General features: G+C 51.3%; 18 protein-coding genes and 1 riboswitch. Of the genes, 13 read left to right on the top strand and 5 right to left on the bottom strand.

What is annotated here, in order from left to right; genetic code table 11:
- Positions 1 to 121: 121 nt before the first annotated feature.
- The 4 genes from AC0VZ8_RS24195 to AC0VZ8_RS24180 form a co-directional block, all read right to left on the bottom strand.
- Positions 122 to 1,741 (bottom strand): response regulator transcription factor, encoded by a 1,620-nt coding sequence (locus tag AC0VZ8_RS24195; protein ID WP_475484664.1) that lies wholly within the window; start codon positions 1,739 to 1,741, stop codon positions 122 to 124.
- A complete protein-coding gene (locus AC0VZ8_RS24190) occupies positions 1,716 to 3,503 on the bottom strand; it encodes a cache domain-containing sensor histidine kinase (RefSeq protein WP_475484663.1) in 1,788 nt (595 codons plus the stop codon). Before AC0VZ8_RS24190 ends, AC0VZ8_RS24195 begins: the two co-directional genes overlap by 26 nt.
- Before the next feature lie 165 nt (positions 3,504 to 3,668).
- Positions 3,669 to 4,505 carry a carbohydrate ABC transporter permease gene (locus AC0VZ8_RS24185; RefSeq protein ID WP_260066289.1) on the bottom strand — a complete coding sequence of 279 codons (837 nt, stop codon included), beginning with the start codon at positions 4,503 to 4,505 and terminating at the stop codon, positions 3,669 to 3,671.
- A complete protein-coding gene (locus tag AC0VZ8_RS24180) occupies positions 4,502 to 5,467 on the bottom strand; it encodes a carbohydrate ABC transporter permease (RefSeq protein WP_475484662.1) in 966 nt (321 codons plus the stop codon). Before AC0VZ8_RS24180 ends, AC0VZ8_RS24185 begins: the two co-directional genes overlap by 4 nt.
- A gap of 232 nt (positions 5,468 to 5,699) precedes the next feature.
- On the opposite strand from AC0VZ8_RS24180, the gene AC0VZ8_RS24175 reads away from it, so the two are divergent.
- The 11 genes from AC0VZ8_RS24175 to AC0VZ8_RS24125 all read left to right on the top strand — a co-directional run bounded on the left by AC0VZ8_RS24175 (position 5,700) and on the right by AC0VZ8_RS24125 (position 21,670).
- Positions 5,700 to 6,467: a hypothetical protein gene (locus AC0VZ8_RS24175; protein ID WP_475484661.1), complete on the top strand. Its 768-nt coding sequence runs from the start codon at positions 5,700 to 5,702 to the stop codon at positions 6,465 to 6,467.
- 167 nt (positions 6,468 to 6,634) lie between these two features.
- A riboswitch (ZMP/ZTP riboswitch) is annotated at positions 6,635 to 6,716 on the top strand.
- Positions 6,717 to 6,776: 60 nt separating this feature from the next.
- Positions 6,777 to 7,388 (top strand): DJ-1/PfpI family protein, encoded by a 612-nt coding sequence (locus tag AC0VZ8_RS24170; protein WP_071223170.1) that lies wholly within the window; start codon positions 6,777 to 6,779, stop codon positions 7,386 to 7,388.
- A 315-nt stretch (positions 7,389 to 7,703) separates the two neighbouring features.
- Positions 7,704 to 9,950: a helix-turn-helix domain-containing protein gene (locus tag AC0VZ8_RS24165; protein WP_475484660.1), complete on the top strand. Its 2,247-nt coding sequence runs from the start codon at positions 7,704 to 7,706 to the stop codon at positions 9,948 to 9,950.
- 301 nt (positions 9,951 to 10,251) lie between these two features.
- Positions 10,252 to 11,223, top strand: a complete 972-nt coding sequence (locus AC0VZ8_RS24160) for an ABC transporter permease (protein ID WP_397376679.1) — start codon at positions 10,252 to 10,254, stop codon at positions 11,221 to 11,223.
- Between the two features lie 10 nt (positions 11,224 to 11,233).
- Complete coding sequence (locus AC0VZ8_RS24155; RefSeq protein ID WP_071223167.1) at positions 11,234 to 12,130, top strand: carbohydrate ABC transporter permease; 897 nt, start codon at positions 11,234 to 11,236, stop codon at positions 12,128 to 12,130.
- A 137-nt stretch (positions 12,131 to 12,267) separates the two neighbouring features.
- Complete coding sequence (locus tag AC0VZ8_RS24150) at positions 12,268 to 13,896, top strand: ABC transporter substrate-binding protein (RefSeq protein ID WP_260066279.1); 1,629 nt, start codon at positions 12,268 to 12,270, stop codon at positions 13,894 to 13,896.
- A 20-nt stretch (positions 13,897 to 13,916) separates the two neighbouring features.
- Entirely contained in the window at positions 13,917 to 15,344 is a 1,428-nt protein-coding gene (locus AC0VZ8_RS24145; protein ID WP_475484659.1) for an alpha-L-fucosidase, read from the top strand.
- Positions 15,345 to 15,517: 173 nt separating this feature from the next.
- Complete coding sequence (locus AC0VZ8_RS24140) at positions 15,518 to 17,182, top strand: DUF4091 domain-containing protein (protein ID WP_475484658.1); 1,665 nt, start codon at positions 15,518 to 15,520, stop codon at positions 17,180 to 17,182.
- A gap of 374 nt (positions 17,183 to 17,556) precedes the next feature.
- Positions 17,557 to 19,011 (top strand): aminotransferase-like domain-containing protein, encoded by a 1,455-nt coding sequence (locus AC0VZ8_RS24135; RefSeq protein ID WP_475484657.1) that lies wholly within the window; start codon positions 17,557 to 17,559, stop codon positions 19,009 to 19,011.
- A gap of 529 nt (positions 19,012 to 19,540) precedes the next feature.
- Positions 19,541 to 20,458, top strand: a complete 918-nt coding sequence (locus tag AC0VZ8_RS24130; protein WP_475484656.1) for a D-alanine--D-alanine ligase — start codon at positions 19,541 to 19,543, stop codon at positions 20,456 to 20,458.
- A gap of 6 nt (positions 20,459 to 20,464) precedes the next feature.
- Positions 20,465 to 21,670, top strand: a complete 1,206-nt coding sequence (locus tag AC0VZ8_RS24125) for an aminotransferase class I/II-fold pyridoxal phosphate-dependent enzyme (protein WP_071223160.1) — start codon at positions 20,465 to 20,467, stop codon at positions 21,668 to 21,670.
- On the opposite strand, the gene AC0VZ8_RS24120 is transcribed toward AC0VZ8_RS24125, so the two are convergent.
- On the bottom strand, positions 21,656 to 22,561 hold the full coding sequence (locus AC0VZ8_RS24120) for a helix-turn-helix transcriptional regulator (protein ID WP_071223159.1): 906 nt from the start codon (positions 22,559 to 22,561) through the stop codon (positions 21,656 to 21,658). The two genes, AC0VZ8_RS24125 and AC0VZ8_RS24120, sit on opposite strands and share 15 nt — an antisense overlap.
- A 219-nt stretch (positions 22,562 to 22,780) precedes the next feature.
- On the opposite strand from AC0VZ8_RS24120, the gene AC0VZ8_RS24115 reads away from it, so the two are divergent.
- Both AC0VZ8_RS24115 and AC0VZ8_RS24110 read left to right on the top strand, forming a co-directional pair.
- On the top strand, positions 22,781 to 23,668 hold the full coding sequence (locus AC0VZ8_RS24115; RefSeq protein WP_260066272.1) for a sugar phosphate isomerase/epimerase family protein: 888 nt from the start codon (positions 22,781 to 22,783) through the stop codon (positions 23,666 to 23,668).
- A 24-nt stretch (positions 23,669 to 23,692) separates the two neighbouring features.
- On the top strand, positions 23,693 to 24,724 hold the full coding sequence (locus tag AC0VZ8_RS24110; RefSeq protein WP_071223157.1) for a Gfo/Idh/MocA family protein: 1,032 nt from the start codon (positions 23,693 to 23,695) through the stop codon (positions 24,722 to 24,724).
- Positions 24,725 to 24,809: the final 85 nt, after the last annotated feature.

The raw sequence follows: 24,809 nt of genomic DNA, 5'->3' as shown, positions 1-24,809 counted from the left end.
ACGTACCAAGTCCAGGGCACTACTCGTAGGGGACAAAATAACAAATCGTTTCAGTATTTTACGATTATCGAATAAAGGGGGGCGAGATGCTCAGGCGCCAAGAATAAAGCGGACCGGCGGATTAGGCTTTGTGGAACTCGGTGGGACTCCGCCCGGTATGCTTTTTGAACAGTGTGGTGAAGTACGGAACATTCCGGTAACCGACCCGCTCGGCGATTTCAGCGATCAGCAGTTTTTTCTCGAGAACCATGCTCTTGGCTCTTTCCATGCGCACCCTAGTCAGATAATCGCCAAAGGTTTCACCTGTAAACTGGCGGAATAAGGTGCTGAGATAGTTTTTGGAGATATACACCTGGTCGGCCACATCCTGAAGATGGATGTTCTCGGCGTAATGCTCATGAATGTATTGGATGATATAATCGACCGTTTCCTTATGCTTGAGGTTTTCATTGGGCGTGTAACGCGAACAGATTCGTTTCACTTTTTCCGCTACCCATGCTTTCCACTGCTGGGCATCTTCCATTTGTCCGAGCTCCTTGGTCAAGTCCGTCACAGGCAGCTCATCGTCAAGCCGAATGCCGGACTCGTACAGGGTAAAGGAGAGGATGGCGAACAGCTGGGTTCCGATGGCGGCAAGCTCATCGGGCTGGAGCTGAGCCGCGCCGCCGTCTTTGCGGAAGAAGTCGTCCAGCGCCAGCAGCGCCCTGGGCTCATCGAAGGTGCGCACGGCGTCGGTCATCTCCTGGAAAAATCGCACCGGCCGTACGTTCCGCGGCGCTGTACGCCGGAAGCCGCCTTCGCTATATACGTAGACACAGGGATGGGCGACATTCGGTTCGTGCCGCTCGGCGAGTGCTTGAAACGCTTCTTCGGTGGAGTCGGAGATGGCAAGCCAGTCGTCCTTGCGAAGACCGGCACCGATGTGCAGCTTGACCTTGAGGAATCGATGCACGGACGAAATGATTCGCCCTGCCAGCGCCAGAACTTCCGAGCGGAACGCCTCTGTCGGCCAGGTGAGGGGCTTATACAGCAGTAGTGCCATGTGGTGACTGTGCAGCTCCAGGAAATAGCTGCGCAGCCCATCCTGCCCGGCCAGCTCTTCCACCGTATTGCCCACGGCGAAACGGAACAGGTGCCAGTCCCGGACGGAGATGCCTTCCATGCGTCCCTGGCGCTTGATTTCTAAGGCCAGCATCATGAATTGGGCATTCTTCCAGCCCAGCCGCTCCAGCATACGGGAGGGATCCGTCAGCGGGGAGGAGGTCCCTCCGATGAGGATGGATTTGCCCCATTCCCTTTCCAGATACGGCTCATACTCCATGAGTTGGTTTTGAAGCTCCCGCTCTCTGTTTTCCAGCGCACGGCGTTCCGCAAGCTCGCGGGTAACACGCTGCAGCACCTCGCGGATCGTGGTTGGTGAGGCCGGCTTGGGCAAATAATCGTCAACCTGAAGCCGAAGCGCCTTACGAGCGTAATCAAAATCCGAGTACCCGCTTAAAATGATGATTTTGCCGGCATACTGCTGCTTACGGAGCTGTTCGATCATGTCGAGACCGTTCATCACCGGCATGTAAATATCCGTGATGACGATGTCGGGTTGGCTTGTTTCAATCAGCCGAAGTCCTTCTTCACCATCCATGGCCTCCAAGACGAGCCGAACTCCGAGCTGCTCCCAGGGAATCAGCCGGGACATACCGCCGAGCACTTGGCGATCGTCATCCACGATAGCGATGGTCCACATGGTTTCCTCCCCCTTCCTGATCCCACTGCTGATTTAGCCTTGGCAAATAGATCTCCGCTTCGGTGCCTGGCGGATCGGTACGGTTTCGAAGCGAAACGCCAAAGGGCGGACCGAAATAAACCTGAATGCGCTCCGTCACGTTGCGGATGCCATATCCGCCCGTCGGATGGCGTTTGCGCGTTTTCCAGTCGGCACTCAGCCCGATGCCGTCGTCCCGAATCCGAATCCGGATGCCTCGGTCCTCTTCCGCGCAAGTCAGATGGATCCGGCCCTGGCGTTTGCCATGAAAACCGTGCATAACGGCATTTTCCACAAAGGGCTGCAGGGTCAGTTTCGGAATCATCAGCTGCCGCAAATCCTCCGGGCAATCGAAGTGCCATACCAATCCTTCACCCCACTTGAACTGCTGGATTTTCAGATAGCATTCAACGTGCAGAAGCTCTTCCTGAATCGAAATCATGGATTCGCCGCCCGACAGCCCGATGCGGAACATCTGCCCCATCAGCTCGAGTACGTGGCTGATCTTCTCCTGGCCGGCTTCAAGCGCCATCCAGTTCAGCTGGTCCAGGGTATTGTAGAGAAAATGGGGGTTAATCATCGCTTGAAGCGCCTTGATCTCCGCTTCGCGCTGCGCTTTATAGTGCTGCTCCAGCGACGCATACAGCGTTTCGATCCGCTCGGTGAGCTTGCGGTAGCCGCTGAACAGACTGCCGAATTCGTTGCGGTATTCCGTCGGCAGCGGCTGCCCGCGTTTCCCGGGATTGAACGCCTGCATCAGCTGAACCAGCTTCCGAATCGGCCGTGTGAAATTTCGGGAAAGGAACAACGTGAAGAACAGGGACAGCAATATGGCGGCGGCTCCAACCACGGCCATCGTCCACGCGAGGCGGACACTCCCGCTGGTGATTTCCTTCCAGGGCGTAAGCTCCACCAGCATCCAGCTGCCCGGGGACGTCCGTGACCACACGGTGAGCATGTCCTTCTCCGGGAGCGAGCCGGCGGCGGCCAACAACTGATGCGCATGGCCGGCGTCCCCGCTGACCCGCTCCAGGATGGCGTTGATTTCCCCGGGGGGCGGAGCAATCCGGGTGTGCATGATCATCCGGCCGCCGGAGTCGAGCAGCAGTCGACTGGCCGAGGAGTTGTCTTCCGTCAGAATTTCCTGCAAAAATTTAACCCGAACATTGATGATCAAAATTCCCCGGTTTACGCCGTCCAGCGTGGTGATTTTCCGGACGAAGCTGATCACCTGCTGCTTTCCCTGCGGCGAACCGACCTCGCGCTGGCCGATCCAGAGAAAATCGGATTTGTCGACGGCCGGATACCAGCTCTCCCCGCTGGCCGAGGCGAGCGGGAGGTATTGAATGTTGGCGTTGGGATCAACCTGAAGCGGATCTTTCATATAAATCTGAAAGGAAAACATGGAGCGCGAGCTGTTCAGCATCGGCGCCAAATAACCCCGGTTCAGCTCGTCGCTGGCTTTCTTGCGTGCATAATAATCTCCTTTCATCGTTATATAGTTGACCAGAGGGGAGTTGATGGACACGGCCAGCGAGGTTTGCTCCACAGCGCTCATCTGGTCGGTAAGCTGCTTGTTAAGCTGCTGCAGCACCGCCTGCTGGTACATGGATGCGCTGTCCGCTTGCTCATCTGCCGAAAATCGATAGCTGACAATCATCATAATCGTGATGAGAACCGCGATAAAACCGGCAAAGCTGAAGAAAAAAACGTAATCGATGCGGAACGTGCGAAACGGATTCATGCGTTTTTCCCTCCCCTTGGAAGCCATGAGGACTCTGCATTCACGCTGCTGCCTCAATGTCCATGTTGGTTGGCGGAAGCCGGATGCTTGAACCTCTCCGTCTTGACCGCTGCCTGAAGAAGAGCTGAAAGAACACGGCACAGTATCCGTTTACCGCTCTGAAACTTAACCTTTCAGCCCGGTTGTGGCGATCCCTTCCACGAAATGCTTTTGCGCCAGAAAGAAAATGATCACCGGCGGGAGCACGGAGAGCAGGGATACGGCAAGCAGCTGCCCCCACGGAACGGCCGACTGGGAGTCGATGAACATCCTGAGCGCGAGCGGGACAGTATACTTGTCCACGGTATTCAGATAAATCAGCGGCCCAAAGTATTCGTCCCAGCCCCAAATAAACGAGAAGATCGTAACGGTGATGAGCGCCGGCAGGGTCAGCGGCATGATGATGCGCAGATAAATGCCGAACCAGGAGCAGCCGTCGATTTTTGCTGACTCATCGAGCTCCCGCGGAATGCCGCGGATGAATTGGACAATCAGGAAAATAAAGAAGGCTCCGCCCATGGCTGACGGGACGATCAGCGGCAGATAGGTATTGATCCAGTCGAAGGAATGGAACATCGTATACTGCGGGATGAGCGTGACCTGTCCCGGAAGCATCAGGGTCATGAGCAGGATGGAAAACCATAACCCCTTCAGCGGGAAGGTCAGCCTGGCGAAGCCGAAAGCCACCAGGCTGGCTGAAATGACATGAATGATTGTGGTCGCCACGTTGAGCTTGAGGCTGTTCATAAAGAAGCGAGTAAATGTATACTTGGGCAGTGCCATCCAGCCTTCCGTATAATTTTGCCACAACCATACTTTAGGGAACAGGGTGGGTAGACTGATTTCCGGTGTTGATTTGAAGGAGGCTCCGATCCACCAAAGCACGGGATAAAACATCACGAAACAGAATGCAATCATCACCATATGGACCAGCCAGTTTTGTTTATTATGTGAACCTGTCATTTGCGGCCCTCCGTTTCGGTTTCGTAGAAGACCCAGTATTTGGACGCGACAAAATTAAGCGCCGTGGCGATGCCGATAATAACGAGCAATATCCAGGCCAGGGCCGAGGCGTAGCCCATCTGCAGGGATCCAAAGGCTTTATTGTACAGGAACAGGGCAAACATCTCGGTTGAATTGACCGGTCCTCCATTCGTGACAACAAAAGCCGATGTGAACATCTGGAATGCGTTGATGATGCCCATGATCAGATTAAACAGGATGACCGGGGACAACATGGGCAGGGTAATCCGGATGAACTTGCGGAGCGGCGAGGCCCCGTCCACGGAGGCGGCCTCATACAGCTCACTTGGGATTTGCTTGAGACCGGCAAGGAAAATAATCATCGATGAACCGAACTGCCAGGCCGTCAGCAGTACTAAGGTGCCGAGGGCGGTAGAAGGGGTCCCGATCCAATTTTTGGGGGCGATTCCGACCCAAATCACGAGCTCATTAATGAAGCCGTTCAGGCCGAAAATATTGCGCCACAGCACGGCCACCGCCAAGCTCCCGCCGATCAGAGAGGGCAGGTAAATGATCGTCCGGTAGAAGGATATGCCCCGGATGTTCCGGTTCAGCAGCAGGGCTACAGCCAGCGCCACCAGCAGTTTCAGCGGCACGGAAGCGATCACGTACAGAAATGTCACCTTCAGCGAATTGAAGAAGAGCCGGTCGTGAGCGATATCCTGGTAGTTCTCAAGTCCGATCCAGCGGGCCGGCTCCAGCAGCGAATACTCGGTGAAGGATAAATAGAAGGACTGGATAATGGGCCACAGCTGTAAAATAAGAAAGCCCAGCAGCCAGGGAGCGATGAACAGGTAGCCGGCTAACGGAGCATTCCAGCGCCCTTTGAGTGTTTTGGCAACCGCTTTCATATTCTTGTCCAGCTTGACCTTGCCCACCGGCTGTGCCGTTTGTGCATTCATGATTAATCACCTCTCGCCTATTGATAGCTTCCATTGTATCCTGATGAAAATCAGGCCTGTAGGCGAAAGATGTACAAATTCTTTCATTATTGAATGATTAATAAGTAAGTTCAGGAGAAAGTGAATACATGCCCGATTACAAGGTTGCCTAAGGTCAATCCATCTTGGCATCCCATTAAAGCAAACGGGCAGTTTAGTGGAATATATTATCCATTTATGGGTGATGAATTCCATGCTAAACTATTCTTTTGAATGTTTTACGCTACCAGGACAATTAAATGTTTCAGAAAGGAAGTCCCCTTTGCCCAAGCACATAAAGATCTACGTACTAATACTTATTATTTTCATATTAATAAACGCTGCGATGTACAAACATTTGGAAAACCAATCATCTGTAAAATACAATGACCTCTATTCACTGTATCAGCAGAAGAACGACTCGGCATTTGTCTATTTAGTAAAGCACGCTTCTGAAATGAATCCGCTTGCTGACACTTTAATGGCAATTAGTGAGTCGAAGGAAAATGAAGATCCTGCTAAGATTCGGCAATTGATCGATAAGGCGAAGATCCAAGCGGAAGAAATCGATGAGCAACTGTTAACAATCATTGAATTTAGCGATACCTTCAGAAACAATGCTGTTCCTCAGCTTTCAGTTAATAATACGGCAATGACAACGAATATGCAGCAGGATATGTTTTATCTTGCAACTCAGGCAAGGACATGGCCACCGTTATACCATATAAGCTATTTGTATTGGAAGTCTAATCCTAAAACAATAGACGCCAAGACTAGAGAAACCTTGCGCTCATTGGCGACTGAGCTCCGCGCGTTAAACGAAACGATTACGTCGATTAAGGATGACGCACATCACATGTTTTTCCAAGATCAAATAGAGTCACATAAAGCGGAGATACTACGGCAGTTGAAACCACACCTTGAAAGAATGAAAAAGATCCAAGAGGATTTTACAGGACATAATTCTCTCCAAGAGGACTAAGGATCGTCAACGGTTATGTTTTGATTACTGGCAGGCATGGTTTTCCCAACTAACGGGAGAAGTAGGTCAATTTACAAGGAGCAGTTTGCTGCGGCAGGTGCTCCTTCTTTACTTTAATCCATATATTTACAATGTGAACAAAGATCATGTATATTAAGTATTAAATATCTGGTATGTGTGACTGGCGTAAAAGTGGATTGAACCACGAGGAAGCACATATTTTATATGCCGTACGCCTGGGCAAAGTGTTTGATCTTTTGATCAAGCGCTTTATTTATTTTTCAAGGAATGAAAGGACTGGTAGCGGCGATGAAAATAGCGTTTGTGTTATTCGATGGAATGACAAGCATGGACTTAGCTGGATTTTATGAAGCAGTGACCTGGCTAGCGATCCTGAAAGCGAAGGAAAACGTATCATGGACGTTTTGTGCAGACAGGCCGGAGATCACGGATGACCGGGGGCTTAAAATGAAGTCCGATGCGGTGTTGCCTAATTTAGGTGAATTTGATTTAGTGTTTTTCCCTGGGGGCTTATCAACCAGAACGCTTCGATTTGATGAGGATTTCATGAGCTGGGTTCGGACAGCGGAGCTTGTACCGTATAAGATTTCTATTTGTACTGGGGCTTTGCTAATGGGCGCAGCTGGTTTCCTGAATGGGAAAAGGGCTACTACCAACTCATCAGCATATGATTTACTGGCTCCTTATTGTGCGGAAGTGATTTCTGCTCGTGTTGTGCGTGATGGTAATACGGTAACTGGTGCGGGGGTTACGGCTTCCATCGACTTGGGGCTATACTTGGTCGAAATGTTGACGACCAAGGAGACAGTTCTTCAAGTTCAGCAGAAGATGGAGTATCCATATTATAAAGCAGGTAACTTAAGAGACGTGTATATGCACTATTCTTCAAAAGGAGGATAAGATGATTGTTCGTGTTCTTCAAGCGCATGTCAGCCGGCTGTGCACTTGTTAAAAATCTATAAGAGGAGTACAAATAGTCTTTTCAAGATTATGTAACATAAAATCAAATAGTTTTTTGAATTTGTTAACTCCCTTCATTGCTTTCAAATCACATATGTTTAATGACCACGTCCATGCTATGGAAGTCGTGATGCTTTAGACTTGTTTTTCTTCCGCTCTTTAAAAAAGTGTTGGTAAACTCCGCTCATTCTTCTATGATGAAATTACTTCAAATCGACGATGAGATAAGGAATTATTCGCTTTAGGGGGATGCCTATGGGAAGAAAAGCGTGGTTTTACCGTCAGCTTTTATCGTATATGCCGGTCTTCTTTATCGTGATTTCATTTGTGTTTTTTGTCTTTTTCCAGATGCTCGGGGAACAGTCTCGGCAAGGTGCGATTCAGGCCAATGAGACGATGATTCATCAGGCGATGCGTTCGGTGGACAACTCGCTGAAGGCCATCGATCAGATGCTCGTGCAGGAATTGTTGTTCAACCCCGATATGTCGGGATTTTTCAATCATGATGATCAGGACAACGTCTATTTGAACATGCAGGCGGTGAAGGCCATGAAGCAGTTCAAGGTGTCCAATCCGCTTGTGGATTCCATGGTGCTCGTGCGGACCCAGGATGAGTTCGTGTTGAGTACTTCGTCCTCGTTCAACTTGCAGGATTATGCGGATTATGACTTTCTCAAGCCTTATTTGGACCAGGTCAATAGTGAAGCAAAGTGGAGTGCGATGCGGAATTTCCGGGAGTTCAGCTTCAACAGCATGCAGCATGTGGTAACCCTGGTGCGAGATGCACCCTTCGTTACCCATGGGAAAGGCGTTATTGCCGTTAATATCAAGGTGGACGCCATACAAAACATGATTCAGGGCATGGTAAATCCCGATGTTAGTTTCATTCATATGAAGGATACGCAAGGGCAGTCCATGCTCCCCGGTACCTCCATGGCAGAGAGTGGGGAGCTTGTCTCCAAGGCGATTTCGCCTTATACCGGGTGGGTATATGAGGGAGGTCTTACCCAAGGCAGAGTGGTCGGTATCGTCAGCCAGCTGTACAATATCTGGTTTATCGTTGGCTTGCTCATGTGCGTTGCCGGGGTCGTCTGGATCGTAGTGGTTACGCGCCGAAACTATAAGCCGATTGAAGCCATCGTGTCCCGGATTCATAACTATTCACAGTCTAAAACGAGCGCGCTGATCCATAACAGCAAACAGGATGAGTTCGCATTTATCGAATCGGCACTCGAAAGTATGCTGGAACAGGCGAGCAGCTTTCAACAGCAGCATCGGGAGGATTTGCTGCTGCGCAGAGCGTATCTGTTCCAGCAGCTGATGGAGGGGCAGTACCCGTCCCATATGGAGCAGTGGAATGAGCAGCGGGACGTCATGGGACTGCCGGACTTGTCCGAATCACAGATCGTCAATGTCATCGAAATCGATAAATATCCATTGTTCTGCGAGCAGTACCCGCAGCAGGACCAGTATTTGATCAAATTTGCCCTCAAAAGTGTCGTTCAAGAAATTGCAGCCGGGCAGGAAACGAGTGCTTGGACAGAATGGATATCCACTTCGAAGCTGGGCGTGATGACGATGGCGGACGACCAGGACGCAGCACAGCATGTGGTCACGCTGCTTGAGCAGACCCGCCAGTGGGTGGAGCAGCATCTGAAGCTGACCATAACCGTTGGTATGGGGGAGAAAACAGAGCGATATACGGATATCCCGGACTCCTATGATCAGGCACGCACCGCATTGAAATACAAAATGATCCTCGGTGAGAACCGAATCATTCATTACACCCAAGTATCCGGGGAGGAGCGGGGCCATGCCTTTGATTTCTTGAACCTGATCCGTTCGATGGCTCAATCCTTCCGGCTCGGCAACAGGGATTGGCAGGAGAAATACAATGCCCTCATCCTTAACATTGGACAAAACATGCTGGACCGGGACGGCGTGGTGAACCTGGTGGATTACATGATGTACTCGCTCGGACGTGAGATGTCGTGCATGGCAAAAGAATTTCAGGATTTGTGGCTGACAGAGGGGCAGCCTGCGTTACGGAACGCGCTTCAATCATCCGATACATTGGAGCAGCTGGAACAGGAGTTCGGGGAGGCTTTATCCGCTCTGTACGACAGTATGCTCGCTCTCATGGAGGGCCGGAATCATGCGGACACGATTCAGAAGGTGCGCTTGTTTATGGAGCAGAACTCGAGCAATCCGGATCTGTCTCTCAATTATTTAAGCGAACGCTTCAATATGAACTGGAAGACGCTGAGCAAGCTGTTCCGGGAGGAGACCGGCCAGAAATTCGTGGATTATTTAATTGAGCTGCGGATGAACCATGCCCGGAAGCTGCTCGAGGAGACCATGCTGCCTGTACAAGATATCGCGACCGAAGTTGGGTATTCCAATGCCATCTCGTTTGGCCGGATGTTTAAAAAGCTGATGGGGATGTCACCGGGGGATTACCGTGAGCAGGCTGCTTATAAGCAGCAGAATTACGGGAACTAACGATCCTTCTAACTGCTTCATGCGTACTGAATCAAGTAGAGAATCCTTCTGACCAGGTCATGCATATATAACCAAGCAAAAGAGTCCTGCGGATGAACCGTCCCGCGGGCTTTTTGCTGTAAACGGAGATAGGTTTAGCCACGGAAAAAGGTTTATTCGCCCTTACGGCCTGTCGGACCTTAAGTTCCACTGTTCGCGGAAATACGTTGATTCGGAGAATCTTGTTTATTGATCGGATGGCGTTGTCGGCCCTAGACTTGGGATCAACACAAAGCGAAGGAGGGTGACCCAAGTGGCTCGTATGAGCAGCGCAATCCCAGTACCTGCAGATGCACAGGCGCCAACGAATTTACCGCCAAACAAGCCCATGAACCGAACGAGGAAGAAGCTGATGAAGCACTGGCAATTCTATCTGCTCGTGTTCTTCCCGTTAGTCTACATCATCCTCTTCAAATACGTTCCGATGTTCGGCGTCTTGATTGCATTCAAGGAATACAACGTCGTACAGGGGATATTCGGCAGTCCCTGGGTAGGGTTCGATTATTTCAAGCAATTGTTCGATGCTCCGTTCTTCTGGCAGTATGTCCGCAACACGCTCGAGATTTCCCTGTACGGCCTGCTGGTCGGTTTCCCGGCCCCCATTCTGTTAGCGTTGGCACTGAATGAAATCCGAAACGGCCGCTTCAAGAAAACCGTCCAGATGGTGACATACGCGCCGTACTTTATATCAACGGTGGTCATCGTCTCGATTCTGATCGTGAACCTCTCGCCCAACACGGGGCTGATGAGCAATCTATTCCGGGCACTGGGGCTTGAGACCGTTGATTTCCTTGGCGTGCCGGAACTGTTTAAGTCAATCTATGTCTGGTCCGATGTGTGGCAGTTCACCGGTTACGGTGCCATCATCTATATTGCGGCCTTGGCGGGAGTCAACCCGGATCTGTACGAGGCGGCAAGAGTGGACGGGGCAACCCGGCTTCAAAAGATCATTAATATCGATATTCCCAGCTTGTTTCCGGTCATCGTCATTTTGCTCATATTGAACCTGGGCAATCTGATGAGTCTAGGCTTTGAGAAAATTTATCTCATGCAAAACCCGCTCAATCAGAACACGTCCGAAGTCATCTCTACCTATGTGTACAAGGTCGGCCTGCTCGGAGCCAACTTCAGCTTCTCCGCCGCCATCGGCCTGTTCAATTCCGTTATCAATTTCATACTGTTGGTCATCGTCAATTACGTATCCCGAAAAGTTTCATCCACAAGTCTATGGTAGGAGGTAGCGCATGAGCAGATCAACCGTACGGGAGTCCGCTGCAGACCGGATTTTCCTTGGTATCGTGTATTTGTTTCTGTCTGTCGTACTGATCGTCATCCTGTTTCCGCTGCTGCATATTGTAAGCGCATCCTTTAGCTCTCCGGGCGCAGTGTCCTCGGGCAAAGTGTGGCTGTGGCCGGTGGATGTGACCCTGATCGGCTACAAAGCGGTATTCCAAAATTCCAACATTCTGATCGGGTTTGGCAACTCGCTGTTCTATGCCGTTGTCGGCACGATCGTGAATGTCGCATTCACCGTGATGCTTGCCTATCCACTCGCCCGCAAAACGTTTTACGTTCGCAACATCATCATGATGCTGCTGGTGTTCACGATGTTTTTTGACGGCGGGCTCATTCCGAACTATCTTCTTGTGAAGTCGCTCGGCATGCTCGATACGCGTTGGGCCATGATTATACCGGGGGCGTTAGCCGTGTTTCAGGTCATCATCGCCAGAACCTTTTTTCAGACAACGATTCCGGATGAATTGGCCGAAGCGGCCGAGATGGACGGGAGCAGCGATATTACCTTTTTCCTTAAAATCGTCCTTCCGCTATCGAAGCCGATTCTGGCCGTGCTCGCACTCATGTATGCCGTTGGCCATTGGAACTCCTATTTTAACGCCTTGATTTATTTGAAGGACAGCAGCCTGTTTCCGCTTCAGATCTTCCTGAGGGATATTCTGATCCTGAATTCCGTCAGCGCCGAAATGGTGACGAACGTCAACGAACTGCTGGTCCGTGAAGGGCTGAAGGATTTGCTGAAGTATTCGCTGATCGTGGTGGCAAGCGCCCCGGTATTGATCATTTACCCGTTTGTGCAGAAGTATTTTGTCAAAGGCGTAATGATCGGTTCTTTAAAAGGGTGATTCTTATTCCGTGAAGGAGGTGATGCCGGCACTATAGAATAGGTAATTCCGATGATCGGACACATAGGGGGTATATGCAAAATTACAGCTCGTCATGCGAAGTACGGGCAAGCATTTCATATTAGGGAGGAATTCATTTGAAAAGGTTCACTGGAATAGGTTTAAGTCTGGTTCTCGTGGCAGTGCTGGTTCTATCCGCTTGCGGCAAGACGAGTGAAACAGGAACTGAAGGACCGGCAAGCCCTCCGGGGTCAGAGGGACCCGTTGAACTGTCGGTATTTGCTCCCCAGTCCGCCGGCATCGAGAGTCTCGATGTCAATCCATTCTCCAAGCATATTGAAGAGAAGCTGGGGATTACGTTCAAATGGAATACGACGCCCGACGCGGTATTTAACGATAAGAAACTGCTGATGCTGGCAAGCGGTGACTATCCGGCGCTCATTATGAATGCCGGCATATCCAAGGCGGATCAGATCAAGTACGGTATGCAGGGGGCCTTTATTCCCTTGAATGATTTAATCGACCAGCATGCACCTAACATAAAAAAAGCGATGGAGGAAGTCTCCTATTTAAAATCGGCGATGACCGCGCCGGACGGAAATATATACGCGCTTCCGAAGGTGAACGAGTGCCTGCACTGCACGTATGGCCAGCGGATGTGGATCAATACGACCTGGCTTGAGAAGTTAGGTCTAGAGATGCCAACCACGACCGATGAATTTTATCAAGTGCTGAAAGCCTTTAAAGAGCAGGACCCGAACGGGAACGGCAAGGCCGACGAAATTCCGATGACTACTTCTCTTGATGTGTGGGGAGGAGGAGTTGATGCCTTTTTGATGAATGCTTTTATATATAACAATGGCACGACCTATCTAAGCGTGAAGGATGGCAAGGTGATTCTGTCCGCGGCTGAGTCCGAATGGAAGGAAGGCTTGAAATATCTCAGCAAGCTGTACAGTGAAGGACTGATTGACAAAGGAGCGTTTACGCAAAACGGCGATGCCGTCAAGCAGCTCGGGAACAAAGCGGACAATGTGGTCGGCGCCGTTGGTTATGCGCTGATCAGCAGCGTGCTGGAGCCGACCGACGCGAAGCCCCGTCATAAGGAATACGATGTTGTTCCGCCGCTGAAAGGACCGAACGGCGTGCAGCTTGCAGGTTATAGCGTCGGAGCAGGAGACGGATCGTTTGTCATTACGAACAAAGCGACGGAGGAGCAGCGGATCGCGGCCATTAAGCTGGCGGATTACCTGTTCTCCGAAGAAGGCACCGTGATGACTTCCTGGGGTTTTGAAGGAGATGGATGGCGGAAGGCGGAGTCCGGCGCGCTTGATTACAACGGCGAGCCGGCTGCATATGAAGCGCTGAAACGGGATGTGCCAGAGGGATCGCTTGACGTAACCTGGTGGCAGCTCGGCACGATGCTGATGGTGAATTCCCTCCGCGAATCCTTTGTCGCTCCGGAAGATCCGCTCGGAAACGGAGCCTACGAATATCGCTTGTGGCTGGCTGCGAAGAAATACGAGCCTTTTGCCCAACCGGAGCTTGTGTACCCGACGGATGTGTTCATCGATCCGAAAGACGCAACCTTTATCGCGCAGATTCAGAAGACGATTCAGGATTACGTGAAATCGAATCTGGCCCAATTCGTTACCGGCAGCAAGGATATCGAGAAGGACTGGGATGCCTATGTCAGCGGATTTAAAGGATTGCAGCTGGATAAGTATCTGGAGATTCATCAGAAAGCATTAGACAACCAAGGATAGAGGTATAGGAGGTTTATCGCTTGCACAATTTCATTGAATACGCGGCCAATATTAAGCCCTCGGAACGTCAATTAGCCGTCCAGGAGATGGAGTTCTACGCCTTCTTTCATTTTACCATCAATACGTTCACGGATATGGAATGGGGCACGGGAAAAGAAGATCCGGCCCTGTTCAATCCGGAGCAGTTGGATGCGGATCAGTGGGTGCGCGCTTGTGTCAGTGCCGGTATGCGCGGCTTGATCCTGACCTGTAAGCATCATGACGGGTTCTGTTTATGGCCGAGTCAGTATACGGAGCATTCCGTGAAGAGCAGCCCGTGGCGAAACGGACACGGGGATGTGGTGAAGGAGGTTGCCGATGCCTGCAGGAGAGGGGGAATCAAGTTCGGCATCTACTTGTCCCCCTGGGACCGGCATGAACCGTCGTATGGGGATTCGCCGCGGTACAATCAATTTTTTCTGAATCAGCTAAGAGAGCTCCTGACCGGCTACGGCGAGATATTCAGCGTCTGGTTTGACGGCGCCTGTGGTGAAGGTCCGAATGGCAAGCGTCAGGAATACGATTGGGAGTCGTACTACGCCCTGATTCGGGAACTGCAGCCGAATGCCGCCATCTCGGTATGCGGACCGGACATTCGCTGGTGCGGGAATGAAGCGGGGCATTGCAGGGAGTCGGAGTGGAGCATCGTTCCGGCGTCGCTGCGTCAGAATGAAGCGATCCAGGAAAAGTCGCAGCAAACCGATGACCGGGAGTTTGCGCGCCGCTATGAATCGAGCGAAGAGGATCTCGGCAGCCGGAGCGTCATTCAGGGCGAGAAGGAGCTGGTATGGTATCCGGCCGAAGTCAATACCTCGATCCGTCCCGGCTGGTTCTACCATGCGTCCGAAGACGATAAAGTCCGATCGCTGGAAGAATTGCTGCATATTTATTACGGCTCGGTTGGCGGCAATGCCACCTTTCTGCTCAATATTCCGCCGGATCCCCGCGGACTTGTTCATGAGAACGATCTGCAGCGTCTGCAGGAACTGGGTGACGCCATTCGAAATACATTTGAAACCAATCTGGCTGCTGATGCGGATGTTACGGCATCCGAGACGAAGGCGGGGCTGGAGGCTCGATTTGTTGTCGATGGCAGAAAGGATACGTATTGGAGCCCTGAGGAGGGCACGGAATACGCCGTAATTGAGCTGGACCTTGGGCGGGCGATCGATTTTGATCATATCGTATTGGCTGAATACCGGTACGGGCAGCGGATCGAGCGATTCGAGCTTGAATATATGGAAAACGGGAACTGGCACACGATTCAATCCGGGACGGTAATCGGGCGCAAACGCATCTGCCGCTTTCCCGCTGTACGGGCTCAATATATCCGGCTTACCATTTTGGAATCGAGATGGTGTCCGCGTCTGTCCGGCTTTGAAGTATATCGGAGTTCGACGGATTGGTGAAAGAATTCTAACATTCGGCGGAATTTCGGTATGGTGCGATAATAAGGCGGCCATCGCAAAAGGGCAGTGGCTCCTTTTGTTCGAAAACGCAAAATTTACCTTCCGTTCCATCCAGATTAGTGTAAGATGTACGTGAAAGTATCCCATTTCATTGTAGAGAGGATGTAACCTGCATGAGCCATTCCGTATCATTTGAGACCCGGCTGTTAAGCTCTTTGTCCAAAGTATTTGCCGATGAAGAACTGTCCCAGGCCTCGTATGACAGAGGGTCTTCGTTTGGCAATGAGACGTACTCGTTTCAAGTTGCATACCGTTCCAATCGTTTGTTAAAAAACATCCGGGTTCACCTGCAATCATCATTGAGTGATCGTATTACCATCCGTTCTGTAGGCCTGGTTCCATCGGAGCTGCCTACGTATCATGATCATGATGAGTTTATCTTAAGAGCTGCCCCCGGGCTGTATCCGGACCCGTTGCTGCCTCTCGCATCAGAGCCTGTTGTAACCGGATGCCCGAACCAGTGGAGAAGTCTGTGGTTTACGGTACAACCTGAGGGTGAGATCAAGGGCGGTACATATGAAATCCGGATCCGTTTTGAAGCGGAATCGGGCGAGTCGCTTGGAGAAGAGGTGTTCACGCTCGAAGTGATACCGGCAACCTTGCCGGACCAGACGCTGATTCATACGGAATGGTTCCATGCCGATTGTTTGGCGAACTACTACGAGGTGGAGATATTTAGTGAACGGCACTGGGCGTTGATCGGTCAGTTTATGCAGACCGCCGCTCAGAATGGCATCAATATGATCCTGACCCCATTGTTTACGCCTCCGCTGGATACGGAAGTGGGGGGAGAACGGCCAACGGTGCAGCTGGTTGACGTCGCCGTAACCTCGGATGGAGCGTATACGTTTGGTTTTGATAAGCTGGACCGCTGGGCAGACCTGTGTGATTCTAATGGGATTCAGTACCTGGAATTTTCTCATCTTTTCACCCAGTGGGGAGCCGGGCATGCGCCGAAGATTATCGCTAATGTGAACGGAAAGCCCGAGAAGCTGTTCGGATGGGAGACGGATGCGACAGGAGAACAGTATCATGCCTTCATCAGACAATTCATACCGGCCCTGACCGGCTGGATTGAAGGCCGGGGACTTAAGCAGCGCTGCTATTTCCATGTTTCCGATGAGCCGTCCGTGTCCCATCTGGAGGCTTACGGTCATGCAAGCCGGCTGATGAACGAGCTGCTGCCGGATTACCCGATCATTGACGCGCTCTCCGATATTTCGTTTTATGAGGAAGGGCTTGTGAAGCGCCCGATTCCTGCAAGCAACCACATCGAGCCTTTCTTGGATCAGGAGGTAACGCCGCTGTGGACCTATTATTGCTGTTCCCAGTACAAGGATGTGTCCAACCGATTCTTCAATCTGCCCTCGGCAAGAAACCGGATCATCGGGATTCAGTTGTATAAGTTTAACATCGAGGGATTTCTCCACTGGGGATATAACTTTTGGAACTCGCAATACTCGAAGCGCGCCATTGACCCGTTCAAGGTGACGGATGCGGATTGCGGTTTTCCTTCCGGAGATGCTTTCGTGGTATATCCAGGCGAGGAAGGACCGATCGAATCCATTCGGCTGAAAGTATTCCAGGAAGCGCTTCAGGATTTGAGAGCGCTTCAGCTGCTGGAGACGCAGATCGGCAGGGAGGCTGTGCTCCAGGCGCTGGAGGAAGGGCTTGACGAGCCGATCACCTTTAAGACGTATCCGAGGGAGCAGGAGTGGCTGCTCTCGAAGCGGCAGTGGATCAACGATAAGATCAAGGAAAGTTTGGTTGTGAAGTAACCGCACCGGCGCTTACGACATATAAAGCCTATTCATCATGGTCAATCAGACCGCATAAATTCTGTGCAAAAACGGCCCCATCTTCCTTTGAGAAGGTGGGACCGTTTTGATTTGCATCACGATTTGTTTTTCTTACCAGATGAATACCAAGAATGTTCTTTCTTGCTTGTGCATGATCCCGTATGGTTCCATGATAAAGAGAAAGTGCATGTATTCAGGTATACCGGCGCAAAGGGCAGTCCGATCCTAGAGATGACATGACCGGGGTTCTGCCAAGGTTATCGGCAAACCACGCCCGAGGCGAAAGAGGCCTGCTGTGGTTCTAGTGGTGCCGCCGAAATTATGCCATCATTAGAGCAAGGGGGAAATGAACGATGTATTTGGATTTCAAGTTGGCGAATGACCGCCCGGCGTATATTCAAGTCAAGGATTACATGAAGCGCTTGATGACAACCGGGGCGCTGCAAGCCGATCAGAAGCTCCCCTCCACGCGTGAGCTAAGCGCGCTGTTTCGAGTGGGCCGTAATACGGTGCTGAGCGCATACTCGGATTTGGAGGACGAAGGCTATATCTATGCGGTTAAAGGGCAAGGGCACTTTGTTGTCCCTTCGATCAGCGGAGCACCCATGCAGCCCGATGGCAAACGGCTGGATTGGGGGCCTCGCCTGAATGAATACGCCAAGCTTGCGGAAGCCAATGATCTGATGAAACACGGCATCCGCGCTGAGAAGGGCTCTATATCTTTTACCAGCATCGCCCCCGATGAGAAGCTGTTCGATCTGCCAAATGTCAAGCGCGCATTTTTGGACCGAATGTCGCTTGAAGGTGATGTACTTCTTAACTACGGTTACGCCAAGGGTTATAAACCCCTTATCGATTACCTCCTCCGTTATATGGAGAACAAGGGCGTGAATATTCAAGGTAAGGATATGCTGATCACCAGTGGTTTTACGGAAGGCTTAAGTCTGGTGCTATCCGCCCTGAACAAAGGGCATGGCCGCATTCTGTGCGAGAATCCCACCCATCATACAGCCATAAAAAATTTTAAAATGCACGGGTATGCCATTACCGGCGTCGAGATGGAGCCAGACGGCATCAGCCTGACAGGGCTTGCACGCGAGCTGTCGGAGCGGACGTACGACATGGTCTACCTTGTGCCTTCCTATCATAATCCTACAGGAATCGTCATGTCTCACCAGAAGAGGCTGGAAGCGCTCCGGCTGCTGAATGAGTTCGAAACTCCCGTTATTGAAGATGGTTTCAACGAAGAGCTGCGCTATTCGGGCTCACATATCGCGCCTCTTGTTGCATGTGCAGGCGGCGAGAACAACAGCGTGATCTATTTAGGCAGCTTCTCCAAGATTCTGTTTCCCGGCTTGCGAGTCGGATGGGTGCTGGCCGACAAGACCTTGATTCATTATTTGGAAAGCGTAAAGCGCGCCCGGAGCATTCATACGTCGACCCTGGATCAGTCCCTGCTCTTTCAATATTTGTACAACGGCAACTTCGAGAAATATTTAAAGAGAGCGAAGGCCGAGTACAAGCGAAAATATGAGCTTGCTATCCGCTGCTGCGAGGAATGGCTCCCGATGGAGCGGTTGTCCGGTGACGGCGGGCTTCACCTGTTCGTTGAATTCGGTCCCGGCTTCCGGACCCGGGAGCTGCTGGAAGCCTGCTCAGCCCAGGGCGTGGTATTCACGCCGGGCGACATTTTCTTTACCGATGGCGGCGGCCATCACACCATGCGTCTTGGATTCTCCCGCGTCTCCGACGCGAACATTGAGAAGGGGATCCGCATCATCGGCGAGGCTGCGAGGAAGCTGATGTAAACGGGCTGCAACAGAGATCGAAGAATCATCCGCATGCGGAGTGATGATTAACATACAAAGAATACTTCTCCGAGAAATCGTGGGCCTGCAACGGAGAAGGCGGAATTATTCTGTAGAAGCGAAGCGTTCTCCTTTGACGTCAGATTTCAACAAATGAATATTCAAATCAGCAGAAATCTGATGGCAACAGAGATCGGAAGAATAATCCGCATGCGGAGTGATGATCAGCTTGCAGGGAAAGCTGGTTTGTGGAAAAGATCTTTGACTTCAACGGAGAAGGCGGAATTATTCTGTAGAAGCGAAGCGTTCTCCTTTGCCTTCGGATTTCAACAACGAATTTTCAAATCAGTGGAAATCTGAGGGCAACAGAGATCGGAAGAATAATCCGCATGCGGAGTGATGATCAGCTTACAGGGAAGTTGGTCTGAGAAAAAGATCGCTGGTTGCACGGAGAAGTCGGAAGAATCATCCGCAAGCGGAGTGATGCATAGGCAAACAGCTTGAAGAAATTATTTAGGAGGTCTACATCATGAAAGTTGGCGTCATCATGGGAGGCGTATCATCCGAGCGGGAAGTTTCGCTCATGACCGGCAAAGAGATGATCGCGCATCTGGATAAAAACCGCTACGAGGTTTATCCGATCGAGATTAACGATAAACGCGAGCTGATCAGCAAAACCGAAGGCATCGATATGGCTTTACTTGCCCTGCACGGGCAATACGGTGAAGACGGGACGGTGCAAGGCACACTCGACTCCCTGGGCATTCCGTATACTGGCAGCGGCGTTCTTTCCAGCAGCGTCTGCATGGATAAAGATTTGAGCAAGAAGCTGCTGCGGTACGAGGGATTGACTACAGCCGATTGGATCATGGTCAGCAGTATGGAGGAGTTGGCCGCCGCTGACGTGGAGGGACTCGGTTATCCTGTCGTGGTGAAGCCGAACGCAGGCGGGTCCAGTGTTGGTACTCGGATCGTGCGTGATACGGCTGCCCTTGCCTCCGCCGTAGAAGAGGCATTGCGATGGGACCGCTTCGTGATGATCGAGCAAATGGTCGAGGGAGAAGAGATCACTTGCCCGGTTTTGAACGGTGAGATGCTCCCGATTGTGTCCATCAAGCCGAACTCCGAATTTTTCGATTATACATCCAAATACGAAGAGGGCGAAGCGGATGAGCAAGTGATTGAGCTTCCCGCCGAACTTCAGCAGCGGGTGCGCACGGCTGCGCTTCAATGCTACAAGGCGCTGAAGTGCAGCGTGTATGCCCGGATCGATATCATCCTGAAGGAAGAGATTCCGTATATTTTGGAGGTTAACACGCTCCCGGGTTTAACGAAGAACAGTTTGCTGCCCAGAAGCGCGGAAGCGGCGGGCTATTCGTTCAGCGCACTTTTGGATGCCATCATTGAAACTTCATTATCGGAACGAAAAAGCGAAGGCAAGGAGTAGAAGCATATGAATACAACGAGCAGCTTTCTAACATCAACGGTGCAAGTCATGCCGCCTTCCGGCATCCGGCAATTTTTTAATGCGGCCGAAGCGGACGATGACGTCATTTCTCTCGGTGTGGGGGAACCGGATTTTGTGACGCCTGCATGTGCGATTGAGGCCTGTAAACGAGCTCTGGATCATGGCCGCACGATGTATACGCCGAATGAAGGGCTGATGGAGCTAAGGGAAGAGATTGCGAAATATCTGGATACCGGATTCCAGCTGCAATATGAACCGTCGAGGGAGATACTGGTCACGGTTGGCGGCAGCGAAGCGATTGATCTTACGCTGCGGGCGCTCATTTCGCCGGGGGATGAAATTATTATTCCCGTGCCGGGATATGTCGCTTATGCTCCTCTTGTGCAATTGAACGGGGGAACTGTTGTTGAACTGGAGCTTTCCGCAGAACATAAGTTCAAATTGACTGCGGATGCCCTGCAGAAGTTGATTACCCCCCGGACGAAAGCAATCGTTGTTAACTTTCCAAGCAATCCGACAGGCGCTGTGATGACCTACGAGGATTGGCTGCCGATCGCCCGCCTTGCGGTTACGCACAATTTGGTGGTGATTTCAGACGAGATGTATGCCGAGCTTACCTACGGCCGCACGCATACCAGCATTGCTTCGCTGCCTCGGATGCGGGAGCGCACCATCGTCATCGGCGGATTTTCCAAAGCCTTTGCCATGACGGGCTGGCGGGTCGGTTACCTCTGCGGCGATTCCCGCCTGGTGAGCGCCATGGTCAAGATTCATCAGTATACCGCGCTCTGCGCGCCCATCATGGGGCAGATTGCGGCTCTCGAATGTTTAAGAAATGGACTCGGGGATCGGGATGTGATGAAGCAGGCTTATGATGAACGCAGAAGGATGTTTGTGCAGGGTCTGACCGATATCGGCCTAAGCTGCCGCGATCCTCAGGGTGCTTTCTACGCATTCCCCAGCATAACCGGAACGGGTCTGGGCTCCCAGCAGTTTGCGGAGCGATTGCTTCGAGAGGCAAAGGTGGCCGTTGTTCCCGGTCATGTGTTTGGCGCCGGGGGCGAAGGCTTTATTCGCTGCTCGTATGCCGCTTCGCCCGATCAATTGAGCGAAGCGCTCGATCGAATGGATCGCTGGCTTAGGACGCATGCAGGTGCTGACCATGGCCTGCACACCTTACAGAATTCTTGAGAGCTTGCGGTAATCGGTAGCGGTAATCCCCTCCAGTCTGCGGAAGATTCGGCTAAAATAATGAATATCCGGGTATCCGACCCCTTCGCCAACCGCTTCGATCGAGATATCGGATTCCCGGAGAAGCCGGCGCGCTTCGCGGTGGCGAACGGATTGCACAAATTCACTTGGCGGCATCCCCGCAAAGCGTTTAAACAATTTGGCGGTATGATCCGGGCTTAACATTAAATGCTCCGCAATCACTTTGTTGCTCCAGTCTTTGGCTGGAGTTCTTTCGATTTGAGACATCAGTTCAATCAGTTTGGCATCGTGCGGTGACGTTTCCGTCAAGGCCTGGGAAGGATGCGTCCGAAGCAGTTGAACCAGCACATCCAGCATCAGCCCTTTGCAGGCAAGCTCATAGCCGGAGGGACGCAGGGTGAACTCCTCCACGATTCGTTCCATCATCTGAACGCAAGGCAGCGGGGGGGTGTATATGACACGGGAAGAGAGCGGGGGAAAAGCGGAGGAAACCGCTTCATGCGCGAATTTATCCGTATCCAGCACGGCTTCATTCACGATCATATCCGCTTCGGTCTGTATGTCCAGCTCATCAAAGAAATCAAAATGAATCCCCAAAAATCGCGCGTCAGGATGGGAGACCACCTCATTCTGGTGGTAAACACCGGACGGCAGGAAGATCAGTTGACCGGCTTCGATGCGATAGCGGTTCCCGTACATCGTTGTAGCGGCTTCCCCTTGGTATACATAGAGCAGTTCAAAATCGTATAACCTGCGCTGCGGGAGTGATCCCGTCGCCATGCGTTGAAACTGCGCATAGTGAATGCAGGGTGACCATTCGCGAAAAGGCGCTTCGCGTTTTATCGGAAAATTGAGGTCCATCTCGCTCATCGTAAACTCACTCCAAAATGTTATTAAGAGATAATAAATAGAACGGAATAGTCCAAATAATCACTTTTCTATCTAAATCATTTGGTGGAATATTTATTTATTATATAAGTATTATTACATCCAAATGGTTTATTTACAACTTGACGGAAAAAGTCAAATGATGCGTTTCTGAAAACGAGTGTTACAACATCAACCTATTGATTCTAGGAGGGATTCACGATGAAGAAAGGGATTAATATCTGGTCGTTCCCGGGAGATGCTTCCATCTCCGACTGCATCCGATTGGCAAAGGAAGCCGGGTTTGAAGGAATCGAATTGTCATTAAACCAAACAGGAGAGCTCGGCCTTCAGGCTGGCGATAAAGAGGTACAGGCCATAACGGAACAGTTGAAAGAGGCCGATCTGGATATCGCGGGTTTGGCAACAGGTTTGTATTGGGAATATCCGATGACCAGTAATGACCAGGCTGTCCGTGAGAAGGCCATGGATATTTGCAAGAAGCAGCTGGAGCTCGCGTCCGCTTTCGGAGTGGATGCCATCCTTGTGATTCCGGGGGCGGTCGGTGTCGATTTTGTTCCTGGTTCAGCAGTCATCGATTACGAATATGCCTACGAGCGGGCTCAAGAATCCATTCGTAAGCTGGTTCCTTACGCGGAAAGCGCAGGCGTTGCCATCGCGATCGAGAATGTATGGAATAAATTCCTGCTGTCGCCGCTGGAATTGCGGACCTTCATCGACGAGATCGGTTCCGATTATGTCGGCTCCTATTTCGACGTAGGCAATGTTGTGCATAACGGTTATCCGGAGCACTGGATTCGGATTTTGGGTGAGCGGATCAAAAAAGTCCATTTCAAAGATTACCGCAGACAGGCAGGCGGATTGCACGGATTTGTCGACCTGTTGGCAGGAGACGTTAATTATCCGGCCGTTGTTGAAGCGCTGCGCTTGATCGGCTATGACAACTATGTTACGGCAGAGATGATCCCGGCGTATACCCACTACTCGGAGCAGATCATATTTAATACATCCAATGCAATGGATGCGATTCTTGGACGTACGCCAACTTTGCGCAAGCCGGATGCCCGCCAGCATCAAGGCCAATCATAACAAGGGATAACGGAGGGAAGAAGGATGCTGAAAATCGGAATATTGGGATTTGGTTTTATGGGACGCATGCATTTCGACAATTATGTTCGACTAGCCGAAGAGGGTGCGGACATCCAGCTGGTGGCGATTTGCGATTTGCGCATCGATGAGCTTAAGGACAGCAAAGCCAACGGCAATATGGCGACCGAGCGTGATGTATACGACCTGGAGCCCTATCATCTGTATGACCATGTGGACAAAATGCTGGAGCATGAAGAGCTGGATATTGTGGATGTATGCCTGCCGACTTATTTGCATGCGGACATGTCCTGCATGCTGTTGGAGCGGGGGATTCACGTCATGTGTGAGAAACCTGTCGCAGGCAGCTCCGAGGAAGCCTGGCGTATGGTAAAAACAGCGGAGCGCACAGGAAAAACGCTCATGATCGGACAATGCCTCCGTTTCTGGCCGGCTTATGAATATTTAAAAGAATGCGTAGAGGACGGTCGTTATGGAAGCATCGTTGCAGGCGAATTCTTCCGGGGATCGGAGCCGCCTCAAGGCTGGTTCCTGGAAGGAGACAAGAGCGGTGGCTGTATCACGGACATGCATGTGCATGACGTCGATATGATTCATTGGCTTATGGGCAAACCGGAGCGCGTATCGACTTTCGCCAAAACGATTATTAAAGGAAGCTCGTACGATATCGTATCCACCCACTACAGTTTCCCGGATGGCAAAGTGATTAACGCGCATGCGGATTGGACGCTGCACGGCGAACACGGTTTTTATATGGGTTACCGTGTGAATTTGGAAGAGGCTACGCTAGTGTTCGAGAATAATGAACTGAAGGTGTATCCTGAAGACGCCCCAGGCTTTACGGCTGAGCTGTCCGATGATTCCGGCTATTATCGTGAGCTCCGGTATTTCATTGAGCACGTTGCGCAAGGAGAGCCGGTCACGGTATGTACGCCAGAGAGCGCTGCCGGTTCGCTGGAAATTATTGAAGCCGAGATTCGTTCCGCAAAAGCGAACGGCGCTCTGGAGACGGTATCTGGGAAACAAGTGGTATCTTAAATTTATTCACTGAGTAGGACAATATAAAACGAGGCCAATCAGGTTATTCCCTGATTGGCCTTGTTTAGTTCATGAGTTCACTGCA

The organism is Paenibacillus sp. QJM3NY_38 (genome assembly GCF_056173265.1).
Note: the sequence above shows the minus strand (reverse complement) of the source record. Positions and strands in the feature narration are given on the sequence as shown.

Excerpts from the sequence above, each read along its gene's own strand:
- AC0VZ8_RS24195 (WP_475484664.1), bottom strand. The coding sequence starts at position 1,741 with ATGTGGACCATCGCTATCGTGGATGACGATCGCCAAGTGCTCGGCGGT.
- AC0VZ8_RS24190 (WP_475484663.1), bottom strand. The coding sequence starts at position 3,503 with ATGAATCCGTTTCGCACGTTCCGCATCGATTACGTTTTTTTCTTCAGC.
- AC0VZ8_RS24185 (WP_260066289.1), bottom strand. The coding sequence starts at position 4,505 with ATGACAGGTTCACATAATAAACAAAACTGGCTGGTCCATATGGTGATG.
- AC0VZ8_RS24180 (WP_475484662.1), bottom strand. The coding sequence starts at position 5,467 with ATGAATGCACAAACGGCACAGCCGGTGGGCAAGGTCAAGCTGGACAAG.
- AC0VZ8_RS24175 (WP_475484661.1), top strand. The coding sequence starts at position 5,700 with ATGCTAAACTATTCTTTTGAATGTTTTACGCTACCAGGACAATTAAAT.
- AC0VZ8_RS24170 (WP_071223170.1), top strand. The coding sequence starts at position 6,777 with ATGAAAATAGCGTTTGTGTTATTCGATGGAATGACAAGCATGGACTTA.
- AC0VZ8_RS24165 (WP_475484660.1), top strand. The coding sequence starts at position 7,704 with ATGGGAAGAAAAGCGTGGTTTTACCGTCAGCTTTTATCGTATATGCCG.
- AC0VZ8_RS24160 (WP_397376679.1), top strand. The coding sequence starts at position 10,252 with ATGAGCAGCGCAATCCCAGTACCTGCAGATGCACAGGCGCCAACGAAT.
- AC0VZ8_RS24155 (WP_071223167.1), top strand. The coding sequence starts at position 11,234 with ATGAGCAGATCAACCGTACGGGAGTCCGCTGCAGACCGGATTTTCCTT.
- AC0VZ8_RS24140 (WP_475484658.1), top strand. The coding sequence starts at position 15,518 with ATGAGCCATTCCGTATCATTTGAGACCCGGCTGTTAAGCTCTTTGTCC.
- AC0VZ8_RS24135 (WP_475484657.1), top strand. The coding sequence starts at position 17,557 with ATGTATTTGGATTTCAAGTTGGCGAATGACCGCCCGGCGTATATTCAA.
- AC0VZ8_RS24130 (WP_475484656.1), top strand. The coding sequence starts at position 19,541 with ATGAAAGTTGGCGTCATCATGGGAGGCGTATCATCCGAGCGGGAAGTT.
- AC0VZ8_RS24125 (WP_071223160.1), top strand. The coding sequence starts at position 20,465 with ATGAATACAACGAGCAGCTTTCTAACATCAACGGTGCAAGTCATGCCG.
- AC0VZ8_RS24120 (WP_071223159.1), bottom strand. The coding sequence starts at position 22,561 with ATGAGCGAGATGGACCTCAATTTTCCGATAAAACGCGAAGCGCCTTTT.
- AC0VZ8_RS24115 (WP_260066272.1), top strand. The coding sequence starts at position 22,781 with ATGAAGAAAGGGATTAATATCTGGTCGTTCCCGGGAGATGCTTCCATC.
- AC0VZ8_RS24110 (WP_071223157.1), top strand. The coding sequence starts at position 23,693 with ATGCTGAAAATCGGAATATTGGGATTTGGTTTTATGGGACGCATGCAT.